Genomic DNA, 13,018 nt, shown 5'->3' with positions numbered 1-13,018 from the left:
ACTGAGTTGTCCGACATTCTCGTGTCCGAGCAGTCCGCGCCCGGCGCCGACGGATCCGGTCGCCCCTCCGGCCGGCTGCTCGAGGTCGACGACCTGCGGGTGGAGTTCCGCACCCGGGACGGCGTCGCCAAGGTCATCAACGGAGTGACGTACCACGTCGACGCGGGGGAGACCCTCGCCGTGCTCGGCGAGTCCGGCTCCGGTAAGAGCGTCACCGCGCAGACCATCATGGGCATCCTGGACATGCCGCCCGGCTTCGTCACCGGCGGTCAGGTCCGCTTCCACGGCAAGGACATGCTCACCATGTCCGCCGAGGAACGTCGCCGCATCCGTGGCGAGGGCATCGCGATGATCTTCCAGGACTCGCTCTCCGCCCTGAACCCGGTCTTCACCGTCGGGTTCCAGATCGCCGAGCAGTTCCGGGTCCGGCGCGGGATGAGCCGTTCCGACGCCAAGAAGCGCGCGATCGAGATGCTCGACCAGGTCAAGATCCCGAACGCCAAGGGCCGGTTCAGCAACTACCCGCACCAGTTCTCCGGGGGTATGCGACAGCGCGCGATGATCGCGATGTCGCTGGCGCTCGACCCCGAGGTGCTGATCGCCGACGAGCCGACCACCGCGCTGGACGTGACCGTGCAGGCCCAGATCATGGACCTGCTCGGCGAACTCCAGCGGGAACGCCGGATGGGCATGATCCTGATCACCCACGACCTCGGCGTGGTCGCCGACGTCGCGGACCGGATCGCGGTCATGTACGCCGGCCGGATCGTCGAGGAAGCCGACGTCTACGACCTGTACGCCAAGCCGGCGCACCCGTACACGCTCGGCCTGCTCAACTCGATCCCCCGGCTGGACGAGAAGGGGCAGCAGCTCCGCACCATCAAGGGCCTCCCGCCGAACCTGATGAACATCCCGCCGGGCTGCCCGTTCAACCCGCGCTGCCCCATGGCGCAGCCGGTGTGCCGGGAGACCATCCCCCCGCTGTTGCAGATCGGCACCGGTCGGGCCAGCGCCTGCCACTTCGCCGAGGAGCTGGTGAACCGTGACTGACAACATCATCGAAGTTCGTGACCTGGTCAAGCACTACCCGGTCACCCGGGGCGTCGTGTTCAAGAAGACCATCGGCCAGGTCAAGGCCGTCGACGGCGTCTCGTTCGACCTCAAGGCCGGCGAGACGCTGGGCGTGGTCGGCGAGTCGGGCTGCGGCAAGTCGACGCTGAGCCGGGTCCTGATGAACCTGGAGAAGCCCACCGCCGGCACGGTGCACTACAAGGGCCAGGACATCGCCAAGCTCTCCGGTGGCGCGCTGCGGCGGCTGCGCCGGCAGATCCAGCTGGTGATGCAGGACCCGTACACCTCGCTGAACCCGCGGATGACCGTCGGTGACCTGATCGGTGAGCCGTTCGAGATCCACTCGGAGGTCGCGCCGCGGGGCAGCCGCCGGGACAAGGTCAAGGAACTGCTCGACCTGGTCGGCCTCAACCCGGAGCACATCAACCGGTACCCGCACCAGTTCTCCGGCGGTCAGCGGCAACGCATCGGCATCGCCCGGGCGCTCGCCCTGCGCCCCGAGGTGATTGTCTGCGACGAGCCGGTCTCCGCCCTGGACGTCTCGATCCAGGCCCAGGTGATGAACCTGCTGGAGAAGCTCCAGAACGAGCTGGGCCTGTCGTACGTGTTCATCGCGCACGACCTGTCGGTGGTCCGGCACCTGTCGGACCGGGTCGCGGTGATGTACCTCGGCAAGATCGTGGAGATCGGCACCGAGGACGAGATCTACGAGCGGCCGACCCACCCGTACACCCAGGCGCTGCTGTCGGCGGTGCCGGTGCCGGACCCGACGCTGCGGGAGAACAAGGCGATCATCCGGCTCACCGGTGACGTCCCGTCGCCGATCAGCCCGCCGTCGGGCTGCCGGTTCCGCACCCGGTGCTGGAAGGCGCAGGACCTCTGCGCCGAGCAGCCGCCGCTGCTGGAGATCCGCCCCGGCTCGGACCACCCGAGCGCCTGCCACTTCGCCGAGAAGCGGGAGATCGTCGCCACGCACGACGCGTGAGCCACACCCGGGCCGCCTGCCACCGTCACCCCGACGGCGGCAGGCGGTTCGTCGTTGCCGGCCCGTGGTCCGGCAGCTCCACCCCCCAACACCCGGGCGGTCCGCCCTTCCGCAGCGCCCGGCGGTCCGCCCTTACAGCGGGCCGCGCCCCGCCCGCAGCAGCAACAGCGCGAGTTGGGTACCGTCGGCCCCCAACTCGGTGCGGAAGCGCTCCAGGATCTCGCGCTCCCGGGAGAGCACCAGCCGGGTGCCCCCGGAGGCCATCCGGGTCACCCCGACCTCCTGGGAGAGCGCCGCCCGTTCCTGCCAGAGCGCGATCAGCGTCCGGTCGATCTCGTCGATCCGTTCCCTGATCGCCACGATCCGTTCGGCCGCCGCCGTGTCACCGGTGCCGGTACGGGCGGCAGCGGCTCCGGTCGGGTCGGTCTCCGTGGGATCGGCCCCGGCCGGCTCGTCGTGCCGCGCGGGGCCACCGCTGGACTCCACCACGTCAGTCATCATCGTCGTACCCCTCGGGTCTCGGGCCCGGTGTTCGGATCCCGGGACGAAAAAGCCCCGGGCTCTCCGAGCCCGGGGCTTTCGTAGGTCCTGTCGATCAGGCGCGACCCACGGCTGCCGGACTCCCGGTGCCGTAGTAAAAGAAGAACCGCCGCTCGATCACGTCGTCGAGTATGCCGACCGGAAGCCGGTCCGCGCAAGCAGTCCCCGGCCACCGGGTGCGACCGTGTCCCCCGCCGACGGGATCGGGCCGGGCCCCCACCGGCGCGCGGACGCGCCGACGGGAAGCCCGGCCCTCAGATCAGCCCAACCGGGTGATGCGGTCCGCCGCCGTGGGGGCGACCGGCTCCCCGGCACCCAGGTACGCCACCAGGGCGTCCACGTCGAAACCGGGCGCCGTGGTCCGGCCGGCGCCACCCGCCAGCTCGGTGAACCCGTCCCCGCCGTTGGCGAGGAAGTCGTTCGTGGTGACCCGGAAGCTGGCCGCCGGGTCGACCGGGGTGCCGTTCAGGGTCAGCGCGCTGACCCGCGAGCCGGCCGGCGCGGTGCTGTCGTACGAGTAGGTCAGCCCGGCCGACGGCTGGAGGATGCGCTGGGTGGTCTGCCCCTTGAAGCCGACGAACTGCTGCTCCAGCACGTCCTTGAGCTGCGCGCCGGTGAACGTCTGGGTGACCACCAGGTTGTTGAACGGCTGCACGGTGAACGCCTCGCCGTAGGTCACCTCGCCCGGCGCCTCACCACCGGCCGACGCCGCGTACGACAGGGAGGCCCGAACGCCACCCGGGTTCATCAGCGCGAGCTGCGCCCCGTCGCCCTTGGTGTACGCCAGCTGCGCGTCGGCGATCACGTCACCCATCGGGCTCTCCCCGTTGGGCCGGACGTCCCGGACGATGTCGGCGCTGATCTTCCCGACCACCCGGTTGGCGATCGGGGCGACCGCCGTGCGGTACTTGTCGGCCAGCGTCTTCGCGCCCGCGTCGACCAGGGCCGGGTTCTTGGCGAACACCCCGCCGGTCTGCTGCCAGGTCCCGTCGGCGTTGCGCACGCCGTTCTCCACGATCACGTTCTTCGCGGTGATGCCGGTGAACCGGCCGGACCGCCGGTCCAGCGAGTAGTCGATGTCGGTGACCAGCTGGCCGTTGTTGCCGGCGCTGGTGACCACGCTCGGCTTGCCCGAGGAGTTCGGCAGCGAGCAGGAGTAGAAGCGGTGGGTGTGCCCGGAGACCACCACGCCGAACTCCGGCCGCAGGCCCTTGACGATGTCGACGATCGGGCCGGAGAAGTTGGCGCAGTCGGAGACGCCCGGGGTGGCCGGCGGCGCGGACTGCGCGCCGCCCTCGTGCACCAGCAGCACCATCGCCTTGACACCGAAGAGCTTGAGCAGGCCGCCCCACTTGTTGGCGGTCTGCACCTCGTCGGTGAAGGTGACGTCCTTGATGCCGGCCGGGTTGACGATGCCCGGGGTGCCCTCCAGGGTGACCCCGACGAAGCCGACCGGCACGCCGCCGACGAACTTCACGTCGATCGGGGGCAGGATCGGCAGCTTGGTCTTCTTGTTGATGGTGTTGGCGGCGAGATAGGTGAACTTCGCGCCGGCGAAGCCGTCGCCGTCCTGGCAGCCGTCGACCGGGTGGCAGCCGCCCTTGTCGATCCGGAGCAGCTCCTTGACGCCCTCGTCGAACTCGTGGTTGCCGACCGAGCTGACGTCCAGGCCGATCTGGTTCATCAGCTCGATGGTGGGCTCGTCGTGGAAGGCGGCGCTGACCAGCGGGGTGGCCCCGATCAGGTCGCCGGCGCCGACGGTGGTGGTGACCCGGCCCTCGGCCTTCGCCTCGGCCCGCAGCTTCTTCAGCCAGGTGGCCAGGTATTCCACCCCGCCGGCCGGGGTGCCGTTGACGGTCGCGCCGCTGCCGCCGGGCGGGTCGATCGCGCCGTGGAAGTCGTTGTAGCTGAGGAACTGGCCCTTGACCTCGCCACCCGTCGCGGTGGCGTACGAGACGGCGACCGGGGCGAGGCCGGCCCCGGGGGCGGCGTCGGCCGGCGGCGTGGTGGTGCGGCCGGTGCTGGGCAGGCTGGCCACGACGGCCAGGGCGAGGACCGGCGCGGCGAGGTGACGCAGCACGGCCCGACCGCGCGAGCGCGGTTGACTCATGGTTGTTCTCCCAAGTCGTCTACGGGGGAGCAGGCGGGGATTTCCCGGGTCATCGTCGCGCCTCGGGACCCAAGATGCCAGTGGGGCCAGCGTGACAGGTTCGTCTCAGTCCTGGCCGACGCCGTCACCGGGTCGTGGCGTGACAGCGGCGGCAGGTGGCCGTGGCGCGGCGGTGGTGACGGGGCTCGGGCGCCCCGGGCGTGCGCGGGCGGGAAGTGTCCGGCCGACGGCATAGACTCGCCGTGCGATGCATCCTCTCTTCGACATCCCCGCGTCCCCGCCCGCGCCCGAGCCCGCGTCGGTTCCGCCGCGCCGGCCCGGCCCCGCCCGCCGCCTCGACCCGCAGGACCTGGTGGAGGGCCTGAACGGTCCCCAGCGGGATGCGGTCACCCATTCCGGCTCGCCGTTGCTGATCGTGGCCGGGGCCGGCTCCGGCAAGACCCGGGTGCTCACCCACCGGATCGCCTACCTGCTCGCCGCGCGGGACGTCCACCCCGGCGAGATCATCGCGATCACCTTCACCAACAAGGCCGCCGGTGAGATGAAGGAACGGGTGACCCACCTGGTCGGCCCGCGCGCCCGGCTGATGTGGGTGTCGACGTTCCACTCCGCCTGCGTGCGCATCCTGCGCGCCGAGCACGAGCACGCCGGTCTGAAGTCGACCTTCTCCATCTACGACGCCGACGACTCCCGCCGGCTGATGCAGATGGTCGCCCGGGAGCTGGATCTCGACCCGAAGCGCTACCCGGCCCGGGGGCTCGCCGCCCAGGTGTCCAACCTGAAGAACGAGCTGACCGACCCGGAGGAGTTCGCCGGCCGGGCCACGGGCCCCAACGAGCGGGCGCTCGCCGAGGCGTACACCCTCTACCAGCGGCGGCTGCGGGAGGCGCACGCGCTGGACTTCGACGACCTGATCATGACGACGGTGCACCTGCTCCAGTCGCACCCGCACGTCGCGGAGAGCTACCGCCGCCGGTTCCGGCACGTCCTGGTCGACGAGTACCAGGACACCAACCACGCGCAGTACACCCTGATCAAGGAGCTGGTCGCCGGCACCGAGGGGATCGCGCCGGCCGAGCTGTGCGTCGTCGGTGACGCCGACCAGTCGATCTACGCGTTCCGGGGCGCGACGATCCGCAACATCCTGGAGTTCGAACGGGACTTCACCGACGCCCGGACGATCCTGCTGGAGCAGAACTACCGCTCCACCCAGACCATCCTCAACGCGGCCAACGCGGTGATCGACCGCAACACCTCCCGCAAGCCCAAGCGGCTGTGGAGCGACGCCGGGGCCGGTGAGCAGATCGTCGGCTACGTCGCCGACACCGAGCACGCCGAGGCCGACTGGGTGGGCCGGGAGGTCGACCGGCTGGTCGACGCGGGAGAGACCCGCCCCGGCGACGTGGCCGTCTTCTACCGCACCAACGCCCAGTCCCGGGTCTTCGAGGAGGTGTTCATCCGGGTCGGCCTGCCCTACAAGGTGGTCGGCGGGGTGCGCTTCTACGAACGCAAGGAGGTCCGCGACGCGCTGGCCTACCTGCGCGCGGTGGTCAACGACGACGACACGGTCAGCCTCCGCCGGGTGCTGAACACCCCACGTCGGGGCATCGGCGACCGGGCCGAGGCGTGCGTCGAGGCGCTCTCCAGCCGGGACCGGATCTCCTTCGGCGCGGCGCTGCGCCGGGCCCGGGAGGCACCGGGCATCTCCACCCGGGCCGCCAACTCCATCGCCGAGTTCGTCGCGCTGCTCGACGGTGCCCGCGAGCTGGCCGAGGAGGGCACCCCGGAGGAGGTGCTGGAGGCGCTGCTGACCCGGTCGGGCTACCTGACCGAGCTGGAGGAGAGCGTCGACCCGCAGGACGCCGGCCGGGTCGACAACCTCCAGGAACTGGTCAGCGTCGCCCGGGAGTACACCGAGCGGATCGAGGCGCTGGGCGAGGACGGTGAGCGGGCCACCCTGGCCGGTTTCCTGGAGCAGGTGGCGCTGGTCGCCGACGCCGACCAGATCCCGTCCGACGACCCCGACCACCAGGGGGTCGTCACCCTGATGACCCTGCACACCGCCAAGGGCCTGGAGTTCCCGGTGGTGTTCCTGACCGGCCTGGAGGACGGCGTCTTCCCCCACCTGCGCTCGCTGGGCGACACCCGGGAGTTGGAGGAGGAGCGGCGGCTGGCGTACGTGGGGATCACCCGGGCCCGGCAGCGGCTCTACCTGTCCCGGGCGGTCACCCGTTCGGCCTGGGGGCAGCCGTCGTACAACCCGCCGTCGCGCTTCCTGGAGGAGCTGCCGCCGGAGCTGGTCCGCTGGGAGCGCACCGAGGGGACGTACACCTCGTGGGCCGGTGGGGGCGGCGGCGTCGGGGGGCGTGCGGACCGCGTGCCCGGCGGGCGTGGCGGCTTCACCGGGGGCACGCCGAGGGCGACGGAGCTGGCGAAACGGCTCGGGGTCGACGCCAGTCGGCTGGCCACCGCCAGCGAGCTGCCGCAGGGGCCGAAGGTGTCTGCCGGCGACCGGGTCAACCACCAGCGCTACGGCCTGGGGCGGGTGCTCGCGGTCGAAGGGCACGGGCCGAGCGCCCGCGCGCAGATCGACTTCGGCGACCAGACCATGTGGCTGGTGCTGCGCCACGCCCCGCTCGACAAGCTCTGACCGACGCCGAAGGGCCCGGTCCGGCGCGTTGCCGGGCCGGACCCTTCGCCGGTACGGCTCAGCAGGCCACGTCGATGCCCCGGGCGCGCAGGAACGGCGCCGGGTCGATCTGGTTCCACATCTGCCCCTGGTGCACCTCGAAGTGCAGGTGGGGGCCGGTGGAGTCGCCGGTGGAGCCCTCGTAGCCGAGCACCTCGCCGACGCCGACCCGGTCGCCGACGCCGACCTTCACGCTGCTCTGGTGGGCGTAGTGGGTCAGGTAGCCGTTGCCGTGGTCGACGAAGACCGAGATGCCGTAGCCGTCGCCGACGTCGCCGGCCTTGACCACGGTGCCGGCCGCAGCGGCGTGGATCGGGGTACCGGCCGGCATGGCGAAGTCGATTCCGGCGTGCAGGGCGCCCCCGCGCTGCCCGTAGCAGGAGGTGATCCCGGCCCCCGCCATGGGGATCACCCAGGACGGCTTCGGCTTGGGAGCGGTGGTCTTCTTGGCGACGGCCTTCGGCTTCGCGGTGACCTTCGGCTTGGTCTTCGGCTTCCGCGTCGGGGCGGCCGTCGGGGTGGGACTGGCGCTGGTGGGGATCGGCACGGCGCTGGGGCTGGCCGGGGCGGTCGACTCCCGGGTGGACCGGTCGGCACGGTCGGCGGCCTCGGCACGGGCCTGTGCGTCGAGCGCGACGGTGGCCGGCTCGGGGGCGTCGTCCCGGTCGAGGGCGGCCGTGGCGGCCCCGGCCAGGCCGAGGCCGACCAGGGCGACCAGGCCGACGGCGAGGGCGCGCGCGCCGCGTGGGTGACGCCGCCGGTGCCGGATCACGGCGGCGGAGATCCGCGCGTTGCGGGTGGTGCTGGCACTGCGGGTGGTGCTGTCGGCGTTGCCGGTGGTGCTGTCGTTGTCTTCCTGCACGGCGGACCTTCACACACTCAGGGGATTCGGACCGGACCATCCTGGGTGTCGGAGCGCGCCGGGACGGGAACCGGTACCGGCGGGTAGCCCCGACCGCCCCGGAGGGCTGCCCGGCTATGTCCCGCCGGGGTGTCGTCTGCCCCGTTGACCGGGCCGGGTCGCCAGTGCCGTCGGTCACATCGCGGTGTGTGACGCAGCAGACTTACCCGCACGCGAAACCGCCCGGATCCGTAGATCCGGGCGGTCAACAGGCGTCACGCAGGGTCAGGAGGCGGCTTTCTCGGTGTAGTACGCCTCGACCTGTAGCTTGATGTCCACTCCGCGCTCCTGGAGCCACGGCACCGGGTCGAGGGGCTGGCCCTTGACGTGGACCTCCAGGTGCAGGTGTGCGCCGTACGAGTGGCCGGTGTTGCCGACCAGGCCGAGCTGGTCGCCCGCCTTGACCTGCTGGCCCTCGTGCACGCTCACCGCGGAGGAGTGACCGTAGATGGCCTCGCTGCCGTCGGCGTGCTGGACGATCACCGCGTAGCCGTAACCGCCGAACCAGCCGGCCTTGGTGACCGTGCCGGAGTGGATGGCCACGTACGGGGTGCCCTCCGGCGCGACCAGGTCGATGCCGGTGTGCAGCTTGCCCCACCGCATGCCGTACGGGGAGTTGAAGTCGTAGCCCTGCATGGGCAGCAGCCACGGGTCCTGCTCGTCGACGCCCGCCGCGGTGTCCCGGGCGTTGTCGCGGGTGGCCCGGTCGGCGGCGTCGGCCCGCGCGGCGGCGTCCTGGCTGGTGATCGAGGCCTGCCGGAGCTCGTCGAGGACCGACGGGCTGACGCTCTTGGCGTCCGGCATCGCCCCCGCGCCGAGCGCGACGATCCCGGCACCGACGAACGCGGTGGTGACGACCGCCGCGTAGCGGCTCCGTGGGGGGGTTGGTACACGGCGGCGGCCGCGATATCTATCGGGCTCAGACGACAGGCGCTGGCGCACGCACACCCTCCGTTGTCGGGGATCCGATGCAATCTCCGACCGTTCGGTGCAGCTGATCGAACGGTCGTAGATCGCGTCATCACCCGTCCGTGGACCTGATGACAACCGTGGACACGTTAGCCCTCCACCGCTCCGGTCACAAGCGTAGGCACCGAAGCGGCGATTCCTTCTGTCCCTTTCCGTCCCTCATTGTCATAGCTCCAGACGCCGGACGGCTGTCCCTCTTCCTGCCCGTTCGTCGCGCACCGTGACCGTTCGGCGGAGGCGTCCGGCTTCCGGGTCGCCGGTCGGCACGGTAGGGGTCCGGCCCGGGTTCTCCACCCCGGGTCGGTCGGGTTACCGTTCGTTCAGCTGGTAGCCGCGGAGCCGTGAAGGGTGTGCGCTGATGAACTCTCGTATCCGGGTAGTCGTCGCGAAGCCGGGCCTCGACGGCCACGACCGGGGCGCGAAGGTGGTGGCGCGTGCGCTGCGTGACGCGGGCATGGAGGTCATCTACACCGGCCTGCACCAGACCCCGGAGCAGATCGTCGAGACCGCCATCCAGGAGGACGCCGACGCGGTCGGCCTCTCGGTGCTCTCCGGTGCGCACATGACGCTCTTCCGCCGGGTGCTGGAGCTGCTCGCCGAGCGGGACGCGCGGGACATCGTCGTCTTCGGCGGCGGCATCATCCCCGACGCCGATCTCCCCGAGCTGGTGGAGCTGGGCGTCAAGAAGATCTTCACGCCGGGTGCGACCACCCAGTCGATCGTGGAGTGGGTCCGGGCCAACGTGGCCCAGCCGGTGGGCTGACCACCCGGGTGCGCCGCACCCCTTCGTACGCCGACGGTGGTGTGCCGGTTTCCGGTCGCCGCCGTTTTCGTCGTGCCGTGACCCCGGCGGCGGTGTGCTCCCCGCGGTGGTGTGACCCGGGCGGCGGTGTGATCCCGGGGGCGGTGTGGCCCGGCCGGGGCGACGGATCGGGAGGCATCCGAATCCGGGCAGGGTGAAGGGCCGGACGCACCCCTCACACGCCCGGCCCTTCTATGCACGATGCCCCGCCGCCACCCCTCGACCGACAGGGCATCGGCCGCTCCCGTCTTCGCGCTGACCAGCGCTCCGACATCAGACTCAACGACGCCCGTACGGTGGGGTTACGCGTTGCTTGGGACAACCTGTGGACCAATTTGTGTCACCGGCGAGTCGCCAGCGGCGCGCTGTGCATTACCGCACACCGCGCACCCGCTCGGTTGCCGCCGGTGCCCACCTCGCTAGGCTGCGGCCAATGGCCTGTTTCAACTGATGACAGGCGTCAACGGAGTTTCACAACGCTGGCGGCGGCGCGACGGCGCGCCGCGGAGACGGGACGGGACGCGCAATCGTGGACCTGTACGAGTACCAGGGGCGGGACCTGTTCGAGCGGCACGGCTTGCCCGTGCTCGCCGGCGGCGTCGCCACGACCCCGGAGGAGGCCCGCGCGATCGCCGAACGCCTCGGCGGTCGGGTGGTCGTCAAGGCGCAGGTGAAGGTCGGTGGCCGTGGCAAGGCCGGCGGCGTCAAGCTGGCCGAGGGCACCGACGAGACGGTGGCCAGGGCCACCGACATCCTCGGCATGGACATCAAGGGTCACACCGTCCACAAGGTCATGATCACCGTGACCGCGGACGTGGCCGAGGAGTACTACTTCTCCTACCTGCTCGACCGGGCGAACCGCACCTTCCTCTGCATCGCCAGCGTGGCCGGCGGTATGGACATCGAGCAGGTCGCGGCCGAGACCCCCGACAAGGTGGTCAAGGCCCCGATCGACGCGGTCGAGGGCGTGGACGAGGCAAAGGCCCGGGAGATCGTCGCCGCGGCCGGGTTCCCGGCCGAGGTCGCCGACCAGGTCGTCGCGGTCGCGGTCGGGCTGTGGAAGGCGTTCGTCGCCGAGGACGCCACCCTGGTCGAGGTGAACCCGCTGGCCAAGACGGGCGACGGCACGATGCTGCTGCTCGACGCCAAGATCACGCTGGACGAGAACGCCGGTTTCCGGCACCCGGACCACGAGGCGCTGGTCGACCAGGCCGCGGTGGACCCGCTGGAGCAGGCCGCCAAGGAGAAGGACCTCAACTACGTCAAGCTCGACGGCGAGGTCGGCATCATCGGCAACGGCGCGGGTCTGGTCATGTCCACCCTCGACGTGGTGGCCTACGCGGGCGAGCGGCACGGCAACGTCAAGCCGGCCAACTTCCTCGACATCGGCGGCGGCGCGAGCGCCGCGGTGATGGCCAACGGTCTGGAGATCGTGCTGTCCGACCCGTCGGTTCGCAGCGTCTTCGTCAACGTCTTCGGCGGCATCACCGCCTGCGACGAGGTCGCCAACGGCATCATCCAGGCGCTGGCCCTGCTGGAGGAACGCGGCGAGAAGGTCACCAAGCCGCTCGTCGTCCGGCTCGACGGCAACAACGCGGAGGCCGGTCGGGCGATCCTCGACGGCGCCGGCAACCCGCTCGTGCAGCGGGTCGACACCATGGACGGCGCGGCCGAGCGGGCCGCCGAGCTGGCAGCTGCGGGGGTCTGACGATGGCGATCTGGCTGACCAAGGAGTCGAAGGTCATCGTGCAGGGGATGACCGGTTCCGAGGGTTCCAAGCACACCCGGCGGATGCTCGCCGCCGGCACCAACGTCGTCGGCGGGGTCAACCCGCGCAAGGCCGGCACCACCGTCGACTTCGACGGCACCGAGCTGCCGGTCTTCGCCTCCGTCGCGGACGCGATGCGGGAGACCGGGGCGGACGTCACGGTGATCTTCGTACCGCCGCAGTTCACCAAGGGCGCGGTGGTCGAGGCGATCGACGCGCAGATCCCGCTCGCCGTGGTGATCACCGAGGGCGTGCCGGTGCACGACACCGCCTCGTTCTGGGCGTACAATGTGGCCAAGGGGGAGCAGACCCGGATCATCGGGCCGAACTGCCCCGGCATCGCCTCGCCCGGCGCGTCCAACGCCGGCATCATCCCGGCCGACATCACCGGCTCCGGCCGGATCGGCCTGGTCAGCAAGAGCGGCACGCTGACCTACCAGATGATGTACGAGCTGCGCGACATCGGCTTCTCCACCTGCGTCGGCATCGGTGGCGACCCGATCATCGGGACCACCCACATCGACGCGCTCGCCGCGTTCGAGGCCGACCCGGAGACCGACGCGATCGTCATGATCGGCGAGATCGGCGGCGACGCCGAGGAGCGGGCCGCCGACTTCATCAAGGACAACGTCACCAAGCCGGTGGTCGGCTACATCGCCGGCTTCACCGCGCCCCCCGGCAAGACCATGGGGCACGCCGGCGCGATCATCTCCGGCTCGGCGGGCACCGCCGAGGCCAAGCAGCAGGCGCTGGAGGCGGTCGGGGTCAAGGTCGGCAAGACCCCGACCGAGACCGCCAAGCTGATGCGGGAGCTGATGTCCGGCCGCTGAGCCGTGGGCTGCACCAGCCCGAACGAGCGACGCACAGCTGAAGGGGGCGACCGGAGACGGTCGGCCCCTTCAGTTGTTCCAGAGCGGGTAGTTCCCGCTGGCCCGCCAGATCGCGGTGCCGATGATGTTGATCACGCCGAACGCGATGGCCAGGTAACCGAGCAGCGGCGACTGGCCGTACCGCTTGGCGTCGCGGATCGACAGGTAACCGAAGACGATGCCCAGGATGCCGCAGCAGATCAGGCCGAGGACGATGCCGAGCACCCCCCAGAGCGTGGTGCGGTCCCGCCCGGCCGCAGCCGGTGGCGGTGGGTACGGAGCATTCACGGCTTCCTCCGGGCGATCGGTGCCGC

Annotated in this window: 11 protein-coding genes; 6 read left to right on the top strand and 5 right to left on the bottom strand. The window is 71.2% G+C overall.

The features are described from left to right. The first annotated feature begins 21 nt into the window (after positions 1-21). Both J7462_RS15395 and J7462_RS15390 read left to right on the top strand, forming a co-directional pair. Positions 22-1,050, top strand: coding sequence for an ABC transporter ATP-binding protein (locus J7462_RS15395; RefSeq protein ID WP_219470369.1), 1,029 nt, complete (start codon positions 22-24; stop codon positions 1,048-1,050). Continuing rightward, the gene (locus tag J7462_RS15390) at positions 1,043-2,056 is read left to right on the top strand and encodes an ABC transporter ATP-binding protein (RefSeq protein WP_219464675.1); all 1,014 of its coding nucleotides are present in this window, start codon (positions 1,043-1,045) and stop codon (positions 2,054-2,056) included. Before J7462_RS15395 ends, J7462_RS15390 begins: the two co-directional genes overlap by 8 nt. Positions 2,057-2,188: 132 nt before the next feature. On the opposite strand, the gene J7462_RS15385 is transcribed toward J7462_RS15390, so the two are convergent. Both J7462_RS15385 and J7462_RS15380 read right to left on the bottom strand, forming a co-directional pair. Continuing rightward, positions 2,189-2,557, bottom strand: coding sequence for a chorismate mutase (locus tag J7462_RS15385; protein WP_208567977.1), 369 nt, complete (start codon positions 2,555-2,557; stop codon positions 2,189-2,191). Between the two features lie 298 nt (positions 2,558-2,855). Beyond that, positions 2,856-4,706: a bifunctional UDP-sugar hydrolase/5'-nucleotidase gene (locus J7462_RS15380; RefSeq protein ID WP_219464674.1), complete on the bottom strand. Its 1,851-nt coding sequence runs from the start codon at positions 4,704-4,706 to the stop codon at positions 2,856-2,858. A gap of 247 nt (positions 4,707-4,953) precedes the next feature. Between J7462_RS15380 and pcrA the strand changes: the two genes are divergently transcribed. Continuing rightward, positions 4,954-7,356, top strand: a complete 2,403-nt coding sequence (gene pcrA, locus J7462_RS15375) for a DNA helicase PcrA (RefSeq protein ID WP_219464673.1) — start codon at positions 4,954-4,956, stop codon at positions 7,354-7,356. 58 nt (positions 7,357-7,414) lie between these two features. Here pcrA and J7462_RS15370 read toward each other — a convergent pair whose 3' ends face one another. Both J7462_RS15370 and J7462_RS15365 read right to left on the bottom strand, forming a co-directional pair. Then, positions 7,415-8,179 carry a M23 family metallopeptidase gene (locus J7462_RS15370; protein ID WP_219470367.1) on the bottom strand — a complete coding sequence of 255 codons (765 nt, stop codon included), beginning with the start codon at positions 8,177-8,179 and terminating at the stop codon, positions 7,415-7,417. A 342-nt stretch (positions 8,180-8,521) separates the two neighbouring features. Then, positions 8,522-9,238, bottom strand: a complete 717-nt coding sequence (locus J7462_RS15365; RefSeq protein WP_208567980.1) for a M23 family metallopeptidase — start codon at positions 9,236-9,238, stop codon at positions 8,522-8,524. 385 nt (positions 9,239-9,623) lie between these two features. Here J7462_RS15365 and J7462_RS15360 point away from each other — a divergent pair, with 385 nt between their 5' ends. The 3 genes from J7462_RS15360 to sucD all read left to right on the top strand — a co-directional run bounded on the left by J7462_RS15360 (position 9,624) and on the right by sucD (position 12,665). Beyond that, complete coding sequence (locus tag J7462_RS15360; RefSeq protein WP_208567981.1) at positions 9,624-10,028, top strand: cobalamin B12-binding domain-containing protein; 405 nt, start codon at positions 9,624-9,626, stop codon at positions 10,026-10,028. A 568-nt stretch (positions 10,029-10,596) separates the two neighbouring features. Next, entirely contained in the window at positions 10,597-11,775 is a 1,179-nt protein-coding gene (gene sucC / locus J7462_RS15355) for an ADP-forming succinate--CoA ligase subunit beta (protein ID WP_219464672.1), read from the top strand. 2 nt (positions 11,776-11,777) lie between these two features. Further along, entirely contained in the window at positions 11,778-12,665 is an 888-nt protein-coding gene (gene sucD, locus J7462_RS15350) for a succinate--CoA ligase subunit alpha (protein WP_208567983.1), read from the top strand. Positions 12,666-12,734: 69 nt separating this feature from the next. Here the strand turns inward: sucD and J7462_RS15345 are convergent, their stop codons facing one another. Then, positions 12,735-12,992, bottom strand: a complete 258-nt coding sequence (locus J7462_RS15345; protein WP_208567984.1) for a hypothetical protein — start codon at positions 12,990-12,992, stop codon at positions 12,735-12,737. Positions 12,993-13,018 lie beyond the last annotated feature (26 nt).

The organism is Micromonospora sp. RL09-050-HVF-A (assembly GCF_019374995.1).
Classification (GTDB): Bacteria; Actinomycetota; Actinomycetes; order Mycobacteriales; family Micromonosporaceae; genus Micromonospora; species Micromonospora antibiotica.
Note: the sequence above shows the minus strand (reverse complement) of the source record. Positions and strands in the feature narration are given on the sequence as shown.

What these genes read in the sequence shown, in the direction of transcription:
- J7462_RS15380 (WP_219464674.1), bottom strand. Translation starts at nt 4,706, where the DNA reads ATGAGTCAACCGCGCTCGCGCGGTCGGGCCGTGCTGCGTCACCTCGCC.
- pcrA (WP_219464673.1), top strand. Translation starts at nt 4,954, where the DNA reads ATGCATCCTCTCTTCGACATCCCCGCGTCCCCGCCCGCGCCCGAGCCC.
- J7462_RS15360 (WP_208567981.1), top strand. Translation starts at nt 9,624, where the DNA reads ATGAACTCTCGTATCCGGGTAGTCGTCGCGAAGCCGGGCCTCGACGGC.
- J7462_RS15385 (WP_208567977.1), bottom strand. Translation starts at nt 2,557, where the DNA reads ATGATGACTGACGTGGTGGAGTCCAGCGGTGGCCCCGCGCGGCACGAC.
- sucD (WP_208567983.1), top strand. Translation starts at nt 11,778, where the DNA reads ATGGCGATCTGGCTGACCAAGGAGTCGAAGGTCATCGTGCAGGGGATG.